This is a genomic window from Kitasatospora sp. NPDC101108 (assembly GCF_055584725.1).
In genome coordinates this window covers 292,615-309,829 of record NZ_JBVJLM010000006.1, presented here as the reverse complement: position 1 = coordinate 309,829, position 17,215 = coordinate 292,615, and the positions used below count along the sequence as shown (strand labels likewise).

The following is a 17,215-nucleotide window of genomic DNA, read 5'->3' as shown; positions in this document are numbered from 1 at the left end:
ACACCTACGACTGAAGGGAATCGCATGACCGACAACGTGCTCCGGGTGGGCATCGGCGGACCGGTCGGCTCGGGCAAGACGGCGCTGATCGAGGCGCTGGTGCCGGTGCTGATCGCGCGCGGCCACCGCCCGGCGGTCATCACCAACGACATCTACACCCAGGAGGACGCCCAGCACGTCCGCCGTACCCTCGCCGGGGTGCTCGACCCCGAGCGGGTGGTCGGCGTGGAGACCGGCGCCTGCCCGCACACCGCCGTACGGGACGACCCGACGATGAACCTCGCCGCCGGGGCCGAGATGCTGGAGCGCTTCCCGGACGTCGACACCCTGCTGTTCGAGTCCGGCGGTGACAACCTCACCCTGACCTTCAGCCCGGTGCTGGTCGACCTCTTCCTGTTCGTCCTCGACACCGCCGAGGGCGAGAAGATGCCCCGCAAGCGCGGCCCGGGCATCACCGAGTCGGAGCTGCTGGTGATCAACAAGATCGACATCGCCCAGTACGTCCGCGCCGACCTCGGCATCATGGAGTCCGACGCCCGGCGGGTGCGCGAGGGCCGGCCGGTGGTGCTCACCAACTGCCTGACGGGGGAGGGACTGGAGTCCATCGCCACCTTCCTGGAGACCTTCCGGAAGGTCCCGGCGTGACGGCTCCACCGGAGGCCGCCCCGCCCCGGCTCGACCCCCGGCACTACGAGCCGGCCCGCGTCCCGCCGCAGGTCCGCCGGTACGCCGGGACGCCCGACACCCTCGCGGTCGGGCGCCCCGGCAAGGTGGGGCTGCTGGAACTGGCCTTCGAGCGGATCGGCGGACGCACCGAACTCACCGGCCACTACCAGAAGTCGCCGCTGCAGATCATGCGCCCGCTCTACTTCGACCCGGCCCGCCCCGACCTCGCCGTCACCCTGCTGATGTCCACCGGCGGCGGCATCCTCCAGGCCGACCGGCTGCGCACCGACATCCGCTGCGGCGCCGACACCGCGGTCCACCTGACCACCCAGGCGGCCACCAAGGTCTACCGGATGGAGCACGACTACGCGACCCAACTGGTCAACCTGGAGGCCGGGCCCGGCGCCTACGTGGAGTACCTGCCCGAGCCGGTGATCCCCTTCGTCGACTCCCGCTTCTACCAGCGCACCGTCCTCACCGTGGACCCCGGGGCGACGGTGCTGGCGGGCGAGACCGTCCTGGCCGGCCGCCTCGCCCGGGGCGAGCGCAACGCCTACCGGGTGTTCGTCTCGGACCTCGAAGTGCGCCGACCGGCCGGGGAGTTGGTGGCCCTGGACACGGTGCGGCTGGAGCCCGCCGACGGCGGTGTGACCGGCCCGGCCGTACTCGGCGGGCACGACGTGATGTCCAGCCTGTACGTGCTCAGCCCGCTCGCCCCGGCGGCCCGGATCGCCGACGTGCTGCACGAGGTCCTGGCGGAGCGCGGGCTGCTGTACGGGGTCAGCGTGCTGCCGCAGGACAGCGGCGCCTGGCTGCGGTTGCTCGACTCCGACACCCGGGCCTGCGCGGCCGCGCTGCGGGCGGCCTGGGACGCGGTGCGCCGGCTGCTGATCGGGGTGCCGGCGCCGGACCTGCGGAAGACCTAGTTCCCGTCCTGGAGGTCCTTGTCGGCGAGCCGGGCGATCTGCCGGTGGCTGAGCTCGACCGTCCGGTTCATGTGCCGTAGCAGGAAGGCGAGTTCGTCCTCGCTGTCCTCGGCGAAGACGGCCGCCCAGTCGTTGCCGAGGCTGCGCCACACCTCCCCGAAGCGGGTCAGCGCCTCGGGGAGGACGGCGACCAGGACGCGGCGGCGGTCGGCCTCGTCCCGCTGCCGGGTCACCAGGCCGGCCTTCTCCAGCCGGTCGACCAGCCGGGTCGCCGAGCCGCTGGTGAGTCCGGTCAGCTCGGCGATCCGGCCGGTGGTGACCGGGCCGTCCTCCAGGGTGAGCAGGTTGAGGCACTGGACGTCGGTCGGGTGCATGCCGAGGTGGTCGGCGACGGCCTGGTTGAACAGCACGTAGGAAGCCAGGTACCGGCGCGAGACCGGCCACAGCCTGGCCATCAGTTCGTCGCGGGTGGGCGTCATGGGGCCAGGGTAACCGGCCCCGCCAAAAAAGTTGCGCTACGCAGAGATCTATTCCACTATTGGCTGCATGACGCAGATAACTGATCGTGCGCAGCTTCCCGTCGCCGTCACCGGTGCCACCGGCGCCCAGGGCGGCGCGACCGCCCGCGCCCTGCTCCGGGCCGGACGCCCGGTCCGCGCCCTCACCCGGGACCCCGACGCCCCGGCCGCCCGCCAACTCGCCCTACTCGGTGCCGAGTCGGTGCGCGCCGACTTCGACGACCCGGCCTCGCTGGCGGCCGCCCTCGACGGTGCCGGCGCGCTGTTCGCCATGTCCACCCCGTTCGGGACGGACCTCGACACCGAGGTCCGCCAGGGCACCGCCCTGCTCGACGCGGCAGCCGCCGCCGGCCTACGGCACGTGGTGTTCACCTCCGCCACCAACGCCGACCGCTCCACCGGCATCCCGCACTTCGACTCCAAGCAGCGCATCGAACGGCACCTCGCCGGTCTCGACCTGCCCTGGACCGTCATCGGCCCGGCCGCCTTCCTGGACAACTACGCCAACGACTGGACCCTCCGATCCCTGCGCGAGGGCGTCTTCCACCTCCCCATGCCGGCCGGCACCCCCCTCCCGGTGATCGCCGCCGAGACCATCGGCGCCTTCGCCGCCCACGTCCTCGCCCACCCGGACGCCTACACGGGCCGGCGCATCGACATCGCCTCGCAGTGGTGCACCGGCGAGCAGATCGCCGCGGCGATCGCCGCGGCCAGCGGCCGCCCGGTCCGCTGCGAGGAGGTGCCGCTGTCCGTCGTCGAGACCTACTCCGCGGACCTCGCCGCCATGTTCCGCTACTTCCAGGAGGTCGGCCTCGACATCGACACCGCCGCCCTGCACGCCGAGCACCCGACCGTCGAGTGGCGCACCCTGGAGGACTGGGCCGCCGGGCAGACCTGGGACCTGTGAGACGTCCCGCACAATCAGGTCTAGCCTCGTCCGTGAGGGGGTGACCACCATGCGGCTTCCACGCTCAGCCCACACCCGACAGCCCTGGCGGATCCACGAGTTCACCCGGGACTTCCGGATCGAGGACGTCTGGTCCTTCCGCACCCCGGGCGCCGGGCCCGACGACTTCCCGGTCATGCTCGCCGCCCTGCGCGCCGCACCCGGCCCGGCGTCGCAGTCCCTCCCGACCCGCGTCCTGTTCGCGATCCGCCGGGGACTCGGCGCCCTCCTCCACTGGGACGACCCCGACAACGGCCTCGGCGCCCGCGTCCCGTCCCTGCGCGACCGCCTCCCGCAGGACCTGCGCGACACCGTCCACCCCGCCGACGGCCTCGGCCTGCCGCTCACCCCGGTGTACGCGACCGACACCGAGTACGTCGGCGAGATCGCCAACCGCACCGTCCACGGCCTGATGCACCTCGGCTGGGTCGCCCTCCCCGACGGCCGCCACGAACTGCGGATGGCCGTCCTGGTCACGTGCAACGGCCGCCTCGGACGCCTGTACATGGGCTTCATCGCACCGTTCCGGCACTACGTCGTCTACCCCGGGATGACCCGCCAGTTCGAACGCGCCTGGCGGGACCGGGCGATGCCCCCCACCGGCTGAGGCGCGGGCGTATCGTCGTCGGATGAGATCGAGGACACCGCGCCGCATCCAGGTCGACGGCCGCGACTACCGCTGGGTGGTCCGCCTCCGCGACAGCGCCCACGTGGACGTCCGCGTCTGGCTCGACCGCCCCGGTGGGCCGTACCGGCCGCTCGTCACGACGCGCCGCTTCGACGACCCGTGGCTGCACTACGGGATCCTGCTGACGGCCCCGCCCGAACGCGTCCGCGAGGTCCTCCAGTTGGAGCCCGTCAAGCCCGCCCTCGTCGCCGACCTGGTCCGGGCCGGCCTCGCGGCCGGCTGGCAGCAGGAGGAGAAGGGCGCGGCCCTGTACACGGAGTCCGACGGCGGGTCGTAGCGCCGGACCGGCCCTACGCCCGCCGCTCGACGAACTTCCGCTGCCAGGGCGTCTCCACCGCGTGCCGGCTGTAGTGCTCGCGGACGTACGCGACGGCCTGCTTCGGCGGCACGCCGTCCAGGACCGCGATGCAGGCGAGGGCCGTGCCGGTACGGCCGCGGCCGCCCGCGCAGGCGAGTTCGACGCGTTCGGAGGCGGAGCGTTCCCAGGCCTGGCGGAAGGCGTCGGCGGCGTCCGCGCGGTCGGCGGGCAGCCGGAAGTCGGGCCAGCGGACCCAGCGGCTCTCCCAGGGGAGAGGGGCGGGCTCGCGCCCCAGCAGGTAGACGCCGAAGTCGGGGGAGGGGCCGGGCGGGAGCGGATTGCGGACGCCCCGGCCGCGCAGGAGGCGTCCGGAGGGGAGGCGGAGTACACCGGGGGCGGCCGGGTCCCAGGTGGTCGGGAGCGGGCGGTCGGTCATGTCACCTCTCAGATGTCGGCGTGGCCGACGAGCTCCAGGCTGCGGTCCCACAGCTCCGCCCGGGCCCGCGGGTCGTAGGCCTGGCGGTCGGCCCGGGCCTCGCGCGTGCGGTCGTAGTAGCGGCCGGTGACGCCCGCGAGGGCCGGGTCGGTGACCAGCCGGTGGGTGGCGGTGACGCCGTCCTCCAGGCTGTCGACGCTGTAGCCGATCTCCTGCAGCACCATCTTGGTCGGCATGTACGTCGACGGGTGGAGGCTGTTGACGGTCACCTCGGCGGCCGGTACCCGCGAGGCGAGTTCGAAGCCGCAGGCGATCTGGGCGAGCTTACTGCGGCAGTACGCGCGGGTGCCGTCGTAGCCGCGTTCCAGCATGAGGTCGTCGAAGTCGACGGCCTGCTGCCCGGCCGAGGCGACGTTGACGATCCGGGCGGGGGCGGAGGCGCGCAGCAGGGGCAGCAGTTCGAGGCTGAGCAGGAACCCGGCCAGGTGGTTGACGGCGAAGCGCAGTTCGTGGCCGTCGGCGCTGGTGCGGCGGGTGCGGCCGTCGGGTTCGCCGCTGCCGACACCGGCGTTGTTGACCAGCACGTCGAGCCGGTCGGTGGTGGCACGGACCTCGGCCGCGAGGGTGCGGACCTGGGCGAGGTCGGCCAGGTCCGCGCACAGGGTGACGGGGCGTTCGGTGCCCTGGACCTCGGCGATCTCCTGGGCCGTGCGGTCGAGCCGGGCCCGGTCGCGACCGTGCAGGAGGACGGTGTCGCCCTCGCCGGCCAGGCGGTGGGCGAGGGCGCGGCCGAGGCCGTCCGTGGCGCCGGTGACGAGGACGGTCCGCGGCGTGCTGGGCGGGGTCATCGGGACTCCTGTGGCCGAAGGTGCGGGGCGGAACCGGTTCAGGATGCCACGTGCAGGCGCGCGGGGCCGGGCATCCCGGCACGGTGGGCGAGGGCCGCCGCCTCGCCGCGCGAGCTGACGCCCAACTTGGCCAGGATGTTGGCGACATGGAACTTCACCGTGGATTCGCTGATGTGCAGCGCCGCGGCGATGTCCCGGTTGCGGCGGCCCTGCGCGAGCTGGTCGAGCACCTCCAGCTCGCGCGGCTGGAGCCCGTCGACGGGATCGGTCGCCTCGGCGGGCGAGCGCAGGCCGAGCGGCAGTTCGACGGTCACGGTGGTCCCCCAGCCGGGGACGGACTCGACGTCGTAGCGGCCGCCGAGGGCGGCGATCCGCTCGGCGGTGCGGTGAACGGTGAGGGCGTCGGCGGCGAGCAGGCCGAGGCCGTCGTCGCGCACCACCGCGCGCAGCCGGCAGTCGGCCGTGAACTGCCAACTCACGTGCAGCCGCGTGGGTTTCTCCTGCTCCAGCATCAGCATCACGGCGACCCGGAGGGCGTCCCGGGCGGTGTGGGCGGTGTCCGCCGGGACGGACCGCGCGGCGTCCGCCGGGGGCGCGAGGTCGAGCCGGACCCGGGTGTGCCGCAGCAGCGGACGCAGCTCGCGGCCGAGCCGGGCGAAGGCCGCGTCCGCGGGCTCCTCGCTGAGGGCGCGGTCGAGGTCGGCGGCGCGGCGCAGGTCGAGCAGGGCGGTGACGGCGAGTTCGGTGGCGGCGCGCCGGGCGGCGGCGTCGTCCAGGTCGGTGGACCGCAGCGGGGCGAGCACGGCGCTGAGCGCCGCGCTGTGGGTGCCGGTGAACTCGGTGATCGTCCGGGCGCGGGCGTTGGCGGCGGCCCGGGAGACCGCCGCGTGGGTGGGCCCGGCGTCGGTGGCGCGGTGGTCGGAGTGGGCGACGGCCAGCTCCCAGAACTGCTGGAGCACAGCGAGCGCGGGCTCGGGCACGGGTTCGGAGTGCGTCCGGACGAGGACCAGGACGGCGCTGCCGCCGCCCGGGGCGGCCGCGGCGGTCACCACCGTCACCGGCCGGGTGGCTCCGGCGAGTTCGGCCTCGCCCTGCCAGGGGCGGCCGGTCGCGCTCGCCCCCGCGGTGCGCTCGGCCAGCCGCGAGAGGTCCAGGCCGGTGATCCGCTCGGCCAGTTCGGGCCGGCCGTGGGCATGCGTGGGGCAGACCGTGCAGACGCCGTTGAGCTGCGCGATCACCTCGAACGGCACGAGGGTGGCGATCACCTCACCGAGCCGTTGCAGCAGCTCGGGCCGGGGGGTGCGCAGCACCTCGACGGCCCGCGCCAGCGCATGCTCGGGGCGGCCCCAGTTCTCCTGCCAGGTCTCGTCCATGGTGTCGACCCTATCCCGCGGCGGCTGGCCGCGACCCGTCCCTTCGGCCAGGTCGAACCCTCCGAAAGACCGGCCGGATGCCCGGCCGCGGCGCCGCAGCATGGAAGGCGTCGGAAGTAACCGTCTCCCGGGAGAACTCCCGGAAAGCCCAGAGGATTCCAGCCATGACCAAGGCCATCGCCTTCTCCGAGTACGGCGGCGCGGACGTGCTGCGCACCATCGACATCGAGCTGCCGGCCCCCGGCTCCGGCCAGGTCCGGGTCGCGGTCCGCGCGGTGGGCGTCAACCCGATCGACCGCAAGCAGCGCAGTGGCGAACTGGACGCGCTCTTCCCGGCCGTCTTCCCGGCCGTCCCCGGCTACGAGGTGTCCGGCGTGGTGGAGGCCGTCGGCGCGGACGTGACCGAATTCGCGCCCGGCGACGAGGTGTTCGGCGGCCTGATGGGCGGCGGCTACGCCGAGCACGCGCTGCTCGACGCGGACCTGCTGGCGCACAAGCCCGCCACGCTGAGCTGGGAGGAGGCCGCCGCGATCCCGGTGGCGGCCGAGACCAGCGAGCGGGTGCTGGGGGTCCTCGGTGTACGGCCGGGGGAGACCCTGCTGGTGCACGGCGCGGCCGGCGGGGTCGGCACCGTGCTGCTGCAGTTCGCCCGGGCACGCGGCATCACCGTGGTCGGCACCGCGAGCGAGGCCAACCACGCGTACCTGCGCGAGCTCGGCGCGATCCCGGTGACATACGGCGAGGGACTGGCCGAGCGGGTGCGGGCGGTCGCTCCGGACGGCGTGGACCGGGCGCTGGACGCGGTCGGCAAGGGAGACGTGCTGCCGCTGTCCGTCGAGCTGACGGGCAGCGCGGAGCGGGTGCTGACGATCGTGGACTTCGCCAACGCGGCGCGGTACGGCGTCCGCTTCAACGGCAGCGCGGGCGAGGACGAGTCGTACCACCGGCGCGCCTACGCGGCCGCGCTCGCCCTGCACGAGGCGGGCACCCTGCGGCTGCCGCTGCACCGGGTGCTGCCGCTGGCGGAGGCGGCCGAGGCGCAGCGGATCAGCGAGCAGGGGCACCTGCGGGGGAAGATCGTGCTCACCGTCTGACGTCGGGCCGTCGGGGGTGACCGCGGGCCCGACTCCGGCGCTCGCGCGCGGCGTCCGGGCGCGGTGGCCGCGCCCGCGGTGGCCGTGAGCGCGGTGCCCACGCCCGCCACGCGAACGTCCCGCGGAAGACCGGTCCCCGTCCCGCCGCGCTCGGTAGCGAGGGCGGCGTCCAGGACGGGGTGTCCGGTCCGCGGGCCTGGGCGCCCTGTGCGAGCAGTTCGGCGTCCCGGCCCGGTGTGCGGTTCCAGACGGTGACGTCGTGACCGGCGGCCGGCAGCGCCCCGGCCGGCGCCCGACCCACCGGACCCGGGCCGAGCACGGCAACGGCGGTACCGGGAAAGGGGGTTGAGGAAGACCGTTGGTTCGGCACGGCGGTTACGCTGGACCCTCACGCCGACGGCAGAGTCAAGCCCGGAGCCCGTCGGCCGGTCGATGGGGGTGCCGCGATGCGGATCGGAGAGCTCGCCCGGCGGACCGGGGTCACCCCGCGTGCCCTGCGCTACTACGAGGAGCAGGGCCTGCTCACCCCCGAGCGCCGCCCCAGCGGCTACCGCGAGTACGGCGACCGGGACGTGGACGCCGTCCACGGCATCCGCACCCTGCTCGCGGCCGGTCTCAACACCGCCGTGATCGCCGAGATCCTCCCCGGCCTGCCGAAGCCCGGGCAGCGCCCGGCCGGGCCCACCTGCCCGGAACTGCTCGACGGCCTGGCCCGGGAGCGGGCCCGGATCACCCGGCAGATGGACGAACTCGCCGCCGCCCGGGCGATGCTGGACGCCGTCATGGGCGCGGCGGCGCCGAGCGAGGTGGTCCGCACGCCCAGGGCGTGAGCCGGGGCGGGGAGGCGGACGGAAATCCGTTGCCGCACAACCTTGGGACGTGCTGAAGTGGCCGGATGGATCGTGATCATGTACTCGCCCTGTTCGACCAGCGGATCCGGCGCGGCGCGCGGCCGGACGGCCCCGGAGTCCGCGTCGAGCGCGACGGCGCCGTGGTGCGCCTGGTGGGCGGGGAGCACGCCTGGAACGGCATCGTCTGGTCCGGTCTGGACGAGGCCGGAGCGGACGCCGTGATCGCCGCGCAGGTGCGCCACTTCACCGAGCTGGGGCTGGAGTTCGAGTGGAAGACCTACGCCCATGACCGCCCCGCCGACCTCGGCCGGCGGCTGCTCGCGGCCGGGTTCACCGCCGAGCCGGACGAGGCACTGATGATCGCCCGGATCGAGGATCTGCCCACCGCTCCGATGCTGCCCGAGGGCGTCCGGCTGGAGGCCGTGACCGACCCGGCCGGGGTGGACCTGATGGTCGAGGCCCACGAACAGGCCTTCGGCAGGGGGATGCCCGGCCTGCGCGAGCGGATCCTCGACCACCTGCGGCACGACGCGGACACCCTCAGCCTGGTTGTCGCGATGGCCGGCGACCAGCCGGTGAGCGCCGCCCGGATGGAGCTGACCCCGGGCACCGGGTTCGCCGGCCTGTGGGGCGGCGGCACCGTCCCCGCCTGGCGCGGCCGGGGCATCTACCGCGCCCTGGTCGCCCACCGCGCCCGCCTCGCCGCCGAGCTCGGCTACGAGTACCTCCAGGTCGACGCGAGCGACCAGAGCCGGCCCATCCTGGAGCGGCTCGGCTTCGTGCGGCTGAGCACCACGACGCCGTACGTGTACCGGTCCTAGCCGGCGGCGGCCGGAGGGCGGCCGGAAGGGCCTTAGGCTCTGGGCCATGTGGAGACGAGCGGTTCAGGAGATCTTTCCCGGGGCGGGCTTCAGGGCGCCGGTGGCGGCCTCCGCTCTCGCCGAAGCCGAGGAGCGGCTCGGGCGGCGGCTGCCGACGGAGCTCGGGCAGGTGCTGCTCGAAAGCGACGGGGTGACCGGGCGCGGCTCGGTGGACACCGTCTGGGCCCTGGAGCGGATCGTCGAGCAGAACCTGCTCCTCCGGTCCGACGAGTCCTTCGCCCGGCTGTACATGCCGTTCGACCCCTTCCTGTTCTTCGGGGACAACGGCGGCGGTGACCTGTTCGCCTTCGTGCGGAAGCCCGAACGGCCGGACGTCTTCGTCTGGGAGCACGAGAGCGACAGCCGCCGGTGGGTGGCCAACGACCTGCGGGACTACCTCGGCCGCTCGCTGCGCACCGGCGGGGACGACTGGTACCAGGGGTAGGCCGGTCCGGTTCGCGGGCGCCGCCGCCCGCCCACGCCGGAGCGACTGCTACCGGAGCCGCTCGACCACGACCATCGCCGCGTCGTCGTCCAGTCGGCGGCCGACGTGGGCGAGCAGGTCGCGGCGCAGGTGGTTCAGCAGGACGGCGGGGCGCTCGGTCTGCCAGGCGGTGACCCGTTCGGTGAGCGGGTAGAAGCGGCGCTGGGCGTCCCGGGCCTCGATCACGCCGTCGGTGTAGATCAGCAGCCGGTCGCCGGGGCGGAACGGGAAGGTCTGCACCTCGTAGCTGACCGGGGCGAGCTCGCCGAGGCCGAGCGGCGGCGCGGGGTTCCGGGTGGAGAGGGTGGTGAGGCCCTCGGGGCGCAGCAGCAGCGGGGGCGGGTGGCCGCAGTCGATCAGGTGGACGAGTTCGCCGTCGTCGGGGATGTCGAGCAGGACGGCGGTGATGAAGGACTCGCCGCCCTCGTCCGGCGCGCCCTCGGGCCGGGGCAGGGGCGGGGACGGGCGCTGGGGCCGCCGTTCGGGGTGTCCGGGCACGGCGCGGCGGCTCTCGGTGCGGCGGCTCTCGGTGCGCCGGCTCTCGGCGCGCCGGGCCTCGGCCAGTTGGGCGAGGTCCCAGGAGACGCTGCCGTCCAGGTACGCCGCCAGGCTCGGCAGGTCGGTGTGGAGGTGGGCGGCGGCGCGGAAGGCACCGAGCAGCAGGGCCGCGTCGCCGAGCGAGGAGAGCCCCTTGCCGCGGACGTCGCCGACCAGCAGCCGGGTGCCGGTGGTGGTCCGCGCGGCCGCGTACAGGTCGCCGCCGACCTGGGCCTCGGCCTCGGCGGCCAGGTAGACGGAGGCCAGGTGCAGCGGCCCGATCCGTTCCGGCAGCGGGCGCAGCAGCACCCGCTGGGCGGCCTCCGAGACGGAGCGCACCCGGGCCAGTTCGCGTTCGTGCCGCTCGCGGAGCACCCGAAGGCCGACGATCAGCGCCGAGACGATCAACTGGGCGCTCAGCTGGCTCTGGATGTTGATGGTGGTCAGGCTCTCCCGTACGGAGCCGATGACGGTGAGCGCGGCGAGGGCCAGCAGAGCGACCCCGGCGGTGGCCCTGGGCCCGGCGAAGGAGGCGGTGAGGGCGGGGGCGACGATCAGCAGCGGGCCGAGGTGGACCGCCGGTGGGGACAGCACGTCGACGACGGTGATCAGGACGATCAGTGCGAGCGGCAGCGCCGTCATCACGCGGGGATCGGGCCGCCAGGGGCGGGGGCGGACGCGCGGACGCGGCTCATCGGGACGCTGCCGGAAGGGCACCCCTCCTCTGTACACCGTGGTGGTGCCGAGGCGCACCCCGAGCGGGTCCCGGGCGGGTCCCGGGCGCGCCCCGAGCGGTCCGCGTTGGTCAGCCCTCCTCGCCGTAGCGGGCGAGGTACGCGGCGAAGCGGGCGACGTCCTCGTCGGACCAGTCGGTGAAGCGGGTGGTGAAGGCCGTCCGGCGCTGCTCGTTGGCGTCCCGCAGCAGGGTGAGCCCGGCCTCGGTGGCGCGCAGGATCTGGCCGCGCTGGTCGTCCGGGTCGGCCTCGCGGCGGAGCAGCCCGAGCCGCTCCAGGGCGGTGACCTGGCGGCTGACGGTCGACTTGTCGAGCATGAAGTGCGCGGCCACGTCGGCGGCCCGGCAGCCGCCGCGCTCGGTGATCAGGTCGAGGATGCTGTAGGTGACCAGCGAGAGGTCGGGGTGCAGCTGGGAGGCCTTGTGACGGGCACGGCGGGCGAAGGCGGTCAGCTCGCGCTGGATGGTGTCGATGGACGACTGGCGGCCGGGCACGGCGTTCCTACCTCCTTGGGGCTTGTTGCACCGTTCGGGGCACACGGGCGCGCCCCAAATTTGTTGCACTATACAACGGATTCGCCCGGAGTGGTGCGCGTCTCCGCCGCGGGCCCACCGGCCGAGGCGTCCGCCGCCCGTTCCCGTTCGGCCTGCCAGGCGCGGGCCGCCGCGATCCGGCGGGTCGCACTCGGGTGAGTGGCGAACAGTAGCTCAAGCACCCGCGGCGGGTCGACATCCGAGACGTTCACCACGGCCAGTCTGCGCTGCATCGCGGCGAACTGCTCGGCGTCCCCGGTCAGTTCGAGCGCGTGCCGGTCCGCCCTGGCCTCGATCCGGCGGCTCACCGCGCACTGCACCGGGCCCGACAGGGCACCGATCAGCGCCGCCGACGCGGCCAGCAGCGGCAGTGCCCGGGGGTCGGACGCGTCCGAGGCGCCGGCGGCCGACAGCAGCGGCTGCCAGTCGGCCAGCAGGCCCAGCACCGCGACCGCCACCGCTGCGCCCACCGCCCCGAGCGCGGTGCCGACCGGCACGTCCCGGTGCTTGACGTGCCCCAGCTCGTGCGCCACCACCAGCTCCACCTCGCACGGCTCCGCCGCCGACAGCAGCGTGTCGTACGCGACGATCCGGCGGGTCGCGCCGAACCCGGAGACGTACGCGTTCAGCGCGGTGGTCCGCCGGGAGGCGTCCGCCACCAGGACGTCCCGGACCCGCACGCCGTCCCGCTCGGCCAGCGCCAGCAGGGCGGAGCGCAGCTCGCCCTCGGGCATCGGCGAGAAGCGGTTGAACACCGGCTCGATCAGCAGCGGGTGGAGGAAGGACAGGGCCGCCGTCAGCAGCGCCGCCGCGCCCGCGGCCGGGAACCACCAGTGCCGGGGCGACCAGGCGGTGAGGGCCAACAGGCCGAGCACCAGCGGGAGGACGAGCAGCAGGGTCAGCGCGAGCGACCGGACGGCGTCCATCGCCCAGCCGGCCCAGCCCTGGGTCACCAGCCCGTACCGGGCCCGGACCGCCCGCGACCCGGCGCCGAAGGGCAGCTGCAGCGCCTGGCCCAGCAGCACCAGGGCCGCGCCGCCGGCCAGCACCTCGGCCGTCCGGGAGCCGCCGAACCAGCGGCCGGTCGCCGTCACCAGGGCGGCGCCGGCCGGGGTGAGGCCGAGCACCAGGGTCAGGGCCAGGCCCGCCAGGCGGCCGCCGAGTGCCCAGGGCAGCTGGGCACGGCGCAGTGCGCGGCCGCGGGCGCGCTCGGCGGGGGTGAAAGCGTCGTGGGCGGTGTTGTGGGCGGTGTCGGGGCTGGGGTCGGGGTCGGGGTCGGGTGTGTTCATCGGCGGGTGAACTCCGGCGAGGGGGCGAGGGGGCGAGGGGCGAGGGGCGAAGGAGCGAGGACGAGGGCGAGGGCGAGGGGCGAGCGCTGACGGGTAGGGGGCGAAGGCTGAGGGGCAGGCGGGCGTCGCGGTTCAGCATCTCCTACCGCGCACGGCCTGTGCCCACTCGGGCCGCTCATTCCTCCGCCGGGTCGGTGGCACCGTGGACGCCGGCGCGCAGCAGCTGGTGGCCGAGGTCGACCAGGGCGCGGCCCACCGCGAAGTCGTCGCCGACCGCCGGGGCCGGGGTGTCGCGGGGGTTGCGGCGGGACAGCGCGTCGCTGTGCAGAACCTTGCCGTCGGCGTCCAGCACGGCGTGCACCTGGGTGGTGTCCCGGTCCTCGACCACGTGCAGGCTGAGCTGCCAGTCCTTGGTCCGGACGGCCTGCGGAGCCTGCTCCCCGGCCGCCGCCGTGCTCGTGCTCGCGGCCGTGCTCGCGGCAGTGCCGGCGGATGCGGTCGCCGAGGGTGGAGTCGCCGGGGGCGGAGGGGAGGAGGCCGTACCGTCCGAGCGGACGATCACCACCGGGCAGGCCCCGTGCACCGCGCAGCGGGTGGACACCGAGCCGAGCAGGGTCCGGGCGAAGGTGCCCCGGCCCCGGCTGCCCAGCACCAGCAGGTCCGCGCCCTCGGCGGCCTCCAGCAGCACCTCGGCGGCGTGCCCGAGCACCAGGCTCTCCCGGATCACCACCGGGCGCTCCGGCCCGATGACCTCGTCGACCTCGGCCGTCAGCGTGCGGCGGGAGGCCTGCTCGAAGTCCTCGTCCACCATCGGCGCGAACCAGCCGTACAGCGAGGGGTACTCCCAGGCGGCCACCGCGTGCACGGTGGCCCCGGTGAGGACCGCCTGGCCGACCGCCCAGCGCAGCGCCGCCTTCGACGGCTCCGATCCGTCGATCCCGACCACGATCCGGCGCTCCGCGCCGGGGGCGGGTTGGTCGCTGGCCATCACGTGCCTCCTGCGGCGCGCAGGCGCGACCTGACCGCGCAACCTGCCGCCTCCTCTCCACGCTGCCGCGCCGCCCGGCCGGGGCGCCAGGGACACGGTGGCCAGGTGGGGCGGGGGATCGGGACGGGCGGGCCCGGTGGGGCGTGGTGTTCCTGCCCGGCTCCGTGCGGCCGCTCCGCGCCGCCGCTCTGCGCTGCTGCTCTGTGCCGCCGCTCTGCGCTGCGGCTCCGCGTGCGCGCTTGTGTCCGGAATGTTGCGGGTGCGGGCTCAAGTGGTGGTGATTCGGTGGCGTAGGCTGACCGCTCTTGCACCGACCTCCGGGGGGAACCACTCATGCGCCGTGCCGCGGCCGCCGTCGCCGTGTTCGTCGGGCTGACCGCCGTCGCCGCCTGCGGGCCGGACGACCCGGCGCCCGCTCCGGCGAAGTCCGCCCCGCCCGCCGCGGCACCCGCCTCCTCCGCCGCCGCACCCTCCGGCACCGCCGCCCCAGCGCCCACCAAGGGCGGCGCGCCCCGCCCGGACGGCACCATCACCGTCGCCTTCGCCGGGGACGTCCACTTCGAGGGCCGCACCCAGTCCCGGCTGTCCGTCCAGCCGCCCGAGACGGCCCTCGGCCCGATCTCCCGCAACCTCGCCGACGCCGACCTGTCCGTGCTCAACCTGGAGACCGCGATCACCGGGCGTGGCGCGCCGGAGCCGAAGACGTACACCTTCCGCACCTCGCCCAAGGCACTGTCCGTCCTCAAGGACTCCGGCGTCGACGTCGTCTCGATGGCCAACAACCACGCCGTCGACTTCGGTGCCGACGGCCTCGCCGACACCCTGGCAGCCAAGGACTCCTCGCCCGTCCCGGTGCTCGGCGTCGGGCACAACGCCAAGGAGGCGTACGCCCCGTACGTGACGACCGTGCGCGGTGTGAAGGTTGCGGTGGTGGCCGCCAGCCAGGTCGAGGACATCACCAACCAGAAGTGGCGGGCCGGCGCCAACAAGCCCGGCATCGCCTCGGCCCTGGACGTTCCCGCACTGGTGTCGGCGGTACAGGCGGCCAAGCAGCAGGCCCCGGTGGTGCTCGTCTACCTGCACTGGGGGGAGGAGGGCAAGGCCTGCCCGACGGCCGCGCAGACCACGGTCGCCAAGAAGCTCGCCGCCGTCGGAGCGTCCGCGGTGGTCGGCACCCACGCCCACACCATGGTCGGCTCCGGCATGCTCGGCAACACCTACGTGGGGTACGGCTTCGGCAACTTCCTCTGGTACGGCACCTCCAACTACGCCTTCTCCAACGAGACCGGCGTCACCACCCTCACCCTCTCCGCCGACGGCAAGGTCACCGGCGAGGCCTTCGCCCCGGCCACCATCGACGACAAGGGCATCCCCCAGCCGGTCACCGGCGCCGCCGCCGAGGCGGCCCTCAAGCGCCGTGACGGCCTGCGCGGCTGCGCCGGGCTCACCCCGCCCCCGGCGGCGCACTGAGGTCCACCCGTCGCCCGTACGATCAACGGGTGAGCGGACACCAGGAACTGACCATCCGTCGGCTGTCGCTTCGCCGCCCGACCGAGGGCGACGTCGACGCCCTCCTCGCCGTCCATCGCGACCCGGCGGCCTGCCTCCACAACCCCTCGGACGCCCTTGCCACGCGCTCGGAGGCCGAGGAGCGGTACGGCCGCTGGGACGCCCTCTGGCAGGCCCGCGGTTTCGGCTACTGGACGGTCCGTGTACGCGGGGCCGCGCCGGTGCTGGGCTTCTGCGGCGTCAAGCCGATGGATCTGGCGGGCCGACCGGTCCTCAACCTCTTCTACCGCTTCGCCCCCGCCGCCTGGGGTCGGGGCTTCGCCACCGAGGCTGCCACGGCCGTGGTCCGCTGGTCCGCCGCGCACGTTCCCGAGCTGCCGCTGATCGCCCGGGTCCGCCCCGACAACCTGCCCTCCCAGGGCGTCGCCCTGCGGGCCGGCCTGCGGCGGGCCGAGCACCTGGACGGGCCGGGGTACGACGGCTTCGACTGGATCTACGTCTCCGAGGGCAGTGGGAGCTGGACCGCATGAGCCTCGCCCGGCGGTCCTGAGGGAGCGTTCGAGGCCGCCCGTCCCCGCGCCGGGGGCGGGCGGCCTCCTTGTGTCCGGGGTGAGTTGACGGCCGTACGGGTTCGTGGGCCGTGGACCTCGGGCCTCGGGCTGCGGGTCGGGGGGCGTGGGTCGTGCGGCGTGGGGCATGGGGCGTGGGGCGTGGGTCGCAGGGCGCGGGTCTCGCGTCTCGGCGTAGGCGAACCATTGTGTTAGGTTAGGCTTACCTAATAATGCTTCCAGTGCTGGTCGGAGGGGATGTCCTGTGGAGCGGTCCGAATTCTCCGGTGTCGTCGCGATGGTCACCGGGGCCGGGCAGGGCATCGGTGCGGCCGCGGCCCGGGCCTTCACCGCCCAGGGGGCCGTCGTCGCGGCGGTGGACCGCAATCCCGGCCCGCTCGGCGAGCTCGCGGCGGACTGCGCGGCGGTGCACCCGTACGTGCTGGACGTTGCCGACGCCCGATCGGTCGACCAGTTCGTGGAATTGATCGAGCGTCAACTCGGACCATTGGGCGTACTGGTGAACGTCGCCGGGATCCTGAGGCCCGGACCGGTGGTCGAACTCGCCGACGCCGACTGGGCGGAGACCTTCGCGGTCAACACCACCGGGGTGTTCAACACCGGTCGTGCGGTGGGCCGTCGGATGGCCGACCGGGGGAGCGGCGCGATCGTCACCGTGGGCTCGAATGCCGCCGGGGTGCCGCGCGCCGGGATGGCCGCCTACGCGGCGTCCAAGGCGGCGGCCACCATGTTCACCCGCTGCCTCGGGCTGGAGCTGGCACGGTCCGGGGTGCGCTGCAACGTCGTCTCGCCCGGGTCCACCGATACCGAGATGCAGCGCGCGCTGTGGGGCGAGGACGCCGAGGCGTCCCAACGTCGGGTGATCGACGGCGACTTGGCGGCCTGGCGGGTCGGCATCCCGCTCGGGCGGATCGCCGTCCCCGCGGACATCGCGGAGGCAGTGCTCTTCCTGGCCTCCGACCGGGCCCGGCACATCACGATGCACGACCTGTACGTCGACGGCGGCGCCACCCTGCGCGCCTGACCCGCCGTCGCCGTCCGCTCCCCGCCCCCCGCAGTCCTCCTCCC

At 74.6% G+C, this 17,215-nt stretch carries 20 protein-coding genes and 1 pseudogene; 12 read left to right on the top strand and 9 right to left on the bottom strand.

The annotated features are described in order from the left end of the window. Positions 1-24: 24 nt before the first annotated feature. Complete coding sequence (gene ureG, locus ACZ6Z8_RS16695; protein ID WP_465610334.1) at positions 25-645, top strand: urease accessory protein UreG; 621 nt, start codon at positions 25-27, stop codon at positions 643-645. After that, entirely contained in the window at positions 642-1,592 is a 951-nt protein-coding gene (locus ACZ6Z8_RS16690; RefSeq protein ID WP_465610332.1) for an urease accessory protein UreD, read from the top strand. Before ureG ends, ACZ6Z8_RS16690 begins: the two co-directional genes overlap by 4 nt. Here the strand turns inward: ACZ6Z8_RS16690 and ACZ6Z8_RS16685 are convergent. Further along, positions 1,589-2,071: a MarR family winged helix-turn-helix transcriptional regulator gene (locus ACZ6Z8_RS16685; RefSeq protein ID WP_465610330.1), complete on the bottom strand. Its 483-nt coding sequence runs from the start codon at positions 2,069-2,071 to the stop codon at positions 1,589-1,591. The genes ACZ6Z8_RS16690 and ACZ6Z8_RS16685 overlap by 4 nt on opposite strands. A 67-nt stretch (positions 2,072-2,138) precedes the next feature. Here ACZ6Z8_RS16685 and ACZ6Z8_RS16680 point away from each other — a divergent pair, with 67 nt between their 5' ends. The 3 genes from ACZ6Z8_RS16680 to ACZ6Z8_RS16670 are packed head-to-tail and all read left to right on the top strand — an operon-like array spanning position 2,139 to position 4,021. Continuing rightward, positions 2,139-3,017 (top strand): NmrA family NAD(P)-binding protein, encoded by an 879-nt coding sequence (locus ACZ6Z8_RS16680; RefSeq protein ID WP_465610328.1) that lies wholly within the window; start codon positions 2,139-2,141, stop codon positions 3,015-3,017. 49 nt (positions 3,018-3,066) lie between these two features. Continuing rightward, complete coding sequence (locus ACZ6Z8_RS16675; protein WP_465610327.1) at positions 3,067-3,663, top strand: DUF2867 domain-containing protein; 597 nt, start codon at positions 3,067-3,069, stop codon at positions 3,661-3,663. Positions 3,664-3,685: 22 nt separating this feature from the next. Beyond that, positions 3,686-4,021 (top strand): hypothetical protein, encoded by a 336-nt coding sequence (locus ACZ6Z8_RS16670; protein ID WP_465610326.1) that lies wholly within the window; start codon positions 3,686-3,688, stop codon positions 4,019-4,021. 13 nt (positions 4,022-4,034) lie between these two features. Here ACZ6Z8_RS16670 and ACZ6Z8_RS16665 read toward each other — a convergent pair whose 3' ends face one another. The 3 genes from ACZ6Z8_RS16665 to ACZ6Z8_RS16655 are packed head-to-tail and all read right to left on the bottom strand — an operon-like array spanning position 4,035 to position 6,699. Beyond that, complete coding sequence (locus ACZ6Z8_RS16665; protein ID WP_465610324.1) at positions 4,035-4,478, bottom strand: protein-tyrosine phosphatase family protein; 444 nt, start codon at positions 4,476-4,478, stop codon at positions 4,035-4,037. Positions 4,479-4,486: 8 nt separating this feature from the next. Then, a complete protein-coding gene (locus tag ACZ6Z8_RS16660) occupies positions 4,487-5,326 on the bottom strand; it encodes an SDR family NAD(P)-dependent oxidoreductase (protein ID WP_465610322.1) in 840 nt (279 codons plus the stop codon). Between the two features lie 38 nt (positions 5,327-5,364). Further along, positions 5,365-6,699, bottom strand: a complete 1,335-nt coding sequence (locus ACZ6Z8_RS16655) for a helix-turn-helix transcriptional regulator (protein ID WP_465610320.1) — start codon at positions 6,697-6,699, stop codon at positions 5,365-5,367. 164 nt (positions 6,700-6,863) lie between these two features. Here ACZ6Z8_RS16655 and ACZ6Z8_RS16650 point away from each other — a divergent pair, with 164 nt between their 5' ends. Continuing rightward, positions 6,864-7,793 carry an NADP-dependent oxidoreductase gene (locus ACZ6Z8_RS16650; protein WP_465610318.1) on the top strand — a complete coding sequence of 310 codons (930 nt, stop codon included), beginning with the start codon at positions 6,864-6,866 and terminating at the stop codon, positions 7,791-7,793. Positions 7,794-7,974: 181 nt separating this feature from the next. Here the strand turns inward: ACZ6Z8_RS16650 and ACZ6Z8_RS16645 are convergent. Then, positions 7,975-8,163, bottom strand: a pseudogene (locus tag ACZ6Z8_RS16645) (2-dehydropantoate 2-reductase N-terminal domain-containing protein); the annotation flags it as partial. A gap of 76 nt (positions 8,164-8,239) precedes the next feature. Here ACZ6Z8_RS16645 and ACZ6Z8_RS16640 point away from each other — a divergent pair. From ACZ6Z8_RS16640 to ACZ6Z8_RS16630, 3 genes are all read left to right on the top strand, one after another. Then, positions 8,240-8,623: a MerR family transcriptional regulator gene (locus tag ACZ6Z8_RS16640; RefSeq protein WP_465610316.1), complete on the top strand. Its 384-nt coding sequence runs from the start codon at positions 8,240-8,242 to the stop codon at positions 8,621-8,623. Positions 8,624-8,688: 65 nt separating this feature from the next. Then, on the top strand, positions 8,689-9,465 hold the full coding sequence (locus ACZ6Z8_RS16635) for a GNAT family N-acetyltransferase (protein ID WP_465610314.1): 777 nt from the start codon (positions 8,689-8,691) through the stop codon (positions 9,463-9,465). A 46-nt stretch (positions 9,466-9,511) separates the two neighbouring features. Further along, on the top strand, positions 9,512-9,949 hold the full coding sequence (locus tag ACZ6Z8_RS16630; protein ID WP_465610312.1) for an SMI1/KNR4 family protein: 438 nt from the start codon (positions 9,512-9,514) through the stop codon (positions 9,947-9,949). Between the two features lie 48 nt (positions 9,950-9,997). Here the strand turns inward: ACZ6Z8_RS16630 and ACZ6Z8_RS16625 are convergent, their stop codons facing one another. The 4 genes from ACZ6Z8_RS16625 to ACZ6Z8_RS16610 all read right to left on the bottom strand — a co-directional run bounded on the left by ACZ6Z8_RS16625 (position 9,998) and on the right by ACZ6Z8_RS16610 (position 14,069). Then, positions 9,998-11,167, bottom strand: coding sequence for a PP2C family protein-serine/threonine phosphatase (locus ACZ6Z8_RS16625; protein WP_465610310.1), 1,170 nt, complete (start codon positions 11,165-11,167; stop codon positions 9,998-10,000). 163 nt (positions 11,168-11,330) lie between these two features. Further along, the gene (locus tag ACZ6Z8_RS16620; protein WP_391491074.1) at positions 11,331-11,753 is read right to left on the bottom strand and encodes a MarR family winged helix-turn-helix transcriptional regulator; all 423 of its coding nucleotides are present in this window, start codon (positions 11,751-11,753) and stop codon (positions 11,331-11,333) included. A gap of 68 nt (positions 11,754-11,821) precedes the next feature. Further along, positions 11,822-13,081 (bottom strand): M48 family metalloprotease, encoded by a 1,260-nt coding sequence (locus ACZ6Z8_RS16615; RefSeq protein WP_465610308.1) that lies wholly within the window; start codon positions 13,079-13,081, stop codon positions 11,822-11,824. 175 nt (positions 13,082-13,256) lie between these two features. Next, positions 13,257-14,069, bottom strand: coding sequence for a universal stress protein (locus ACZ6Z8_RS16610; protein WP_465610306.1), 813 nt, complete (start codon positions 14,067-14,069; stop codon positions 13,257-13,259). Positions 14,070-14,402: 333 nt separating this feature from the next. Here ACZ6Z8_RS16610 and ACZ6Z8_RS16605 point away from each other — a divergent pair, with 333 nt between their 5' ends. The 3 genes from ACZ6Z8_RS16605 to ACZ6Z8_RS16595 all read left to right on the top strand — a co-directional run bounded on the left by ACZ6Z8_RS16605 (position 14,403) and on the right by ACZ6Z8_RS16595 (position 17,171). Next, positions 14,403-15,539 carry a CapA family protein gene (locus tag ACZ6Z8_RS16605; protein WP_465610304.1) on the top strand — a complete coding sequence of 379 codons (1,137 nt, stop codon included), beginning with the start codon at positions 14,403-14,405 and terminating at the stop codon, positions 15,537-15,539. A gap of 29 nt (positions 15,540-15,568) precedes the next feature. Next, entirely contained in the window at positions 15,569-16,108 is a 540-nt protein-coding gene (locus ACZ6Z8_RS16600; protein ID WP_465610302.1) for a GNAT family N-acetyltransferase, read from the top strand. Positions 16,109-16,391: 283 nt separating this feature from the next. Next, positions 16,392-17,171, top strand: a complete 780-nt coding sequence (locus tag ACZ6Z8_RS16595; RefSeq protein ID WP_465610300.1) for a 2,3-dihydro-2,3-dihydroxybenzoate dehydrogenase — start codon at positions 16,392-16,394, stop codon at positions 17,169-17,171. Positions 17,172-17,215: the final 44 nt, after the last annotated feature.

Bases quoted from the DNA above. Each gene is read 5' to 3' on its own strand.
- ACZ6Z8_RS16675 (WP_465610327.1), top strand. From the start codon at position 3,067: ATGCGGCTTCCACGCTCAGCCCACACCCGACAGCCCTGGCGGATCCAC.
- ACZ6Z8_RS16655 (WP_465610320.1), bottom strand. From the start codon at position 6,699: ATGGACGAGACCTGGCAGGAGAACTGGGGCCGCCCCGAGCATGCGCTG.
- ACZ6Z8_RS16650 (WP_465610318.1), top strand. From the start codon at position 6,864: ATGACCAAGGCCATCGCCTTCTCCGAGTACGGCGGCGCGGACGTGCTG.
- ACZ6Z8_RS16625 (WP_465610310.1), bottom strand. From the start codon at position 11,167: ATGACGGCGCTGCCGCTCGCACTGATCGTCCTGATCACCGTCGTCGAC.
- ACZ6Z8_RS16605 (WP_465610304.1), top strand. From the start codon at position 14,403: ATGCGCCGTGCCGCGGCCGCCGTCGCCGTGTTCGTCGGGCTGACCGCC.
- ureG (WP_465610334.1), top strand. From the start codon at position 25: ATGACCGACAACGTGCTCCGGGTGGGCATCGGCGGACCGGTCGGCTCG.
- ACZ6Z8_RS16660 (WP_465610322.1), bottom strand. From the start codon at position 5,326: ATGACCCCGCCCAGCACGCCGCGGACCGTCCTCGTCACCGGCGCCACG.
- ACZ6Z8_RS16615 (WP_465610308.1), bottom strand. From the start codon at position 13,081: ATGAACACACCCGACCCCGACCCCGACCCCAGCCCCGACACCGCCCAC.
- ACZ6Z8_RS16635 (WP_465610314.1), top strand. From the start codon at position 8,689: ATGGATCGTGATCATGTACTCGCCCTGTTCGACCAGCGGATCCGGCGC.
- ACZ6Z8_RS16685 (WP_465610330.1), bottom strand. From the start codon at position 2,071: ATGACGCCCACCCGCGACGAACTGATGGCCAGGCTGTGGCCGGTCTCG.
- ACZ6Z8_RS16630 (WP_465610312.1), top strand. From the start codon at position 9,512: ATGTGGAGACGAGCGGTTCAGGAGATCTTTCCCGGGGCGGGCTTCAGG.
- ACZ6Z8_RS16640 (WP_465610316.1), top strand. From the start codon at position 8,240: ATGCGGATCGGAGAGCTCGCCCGGCGGACCGGGGTCACCCCGCGTGCC.
- ACZ6Z8_RS16665 (WP_465610324.1), bottom strand. From the start codon at position 4,478: ATGACCGACCGCCCGCTCCCGACCACCTGGGACCCGGCCGCCCCCGGT.
- ACZ6Z8_RS16610 (WP_465610306.1), bottom strand. From the start codon at position 14,069: ATGGCCAGCGACCAACCCGCCCCCGGCGCGGAGCGCCGGATCGTGGTC.
- ACZ6Z8_RS16670 (WP_465610326.1), top strand. From the start codon at position 3,686: ATGAGATCGAGGACACCGCGCCGCATCCAGGTCGACGGCCGCGACTAC.
- ACZ6Z8_RS16680 (WP_465610328.1), top strand. From the start codon at position 2,139: ATGACGCAGATAACTGATCGTGCGCAGCTTCCCGTCGCCGTCACCGGT.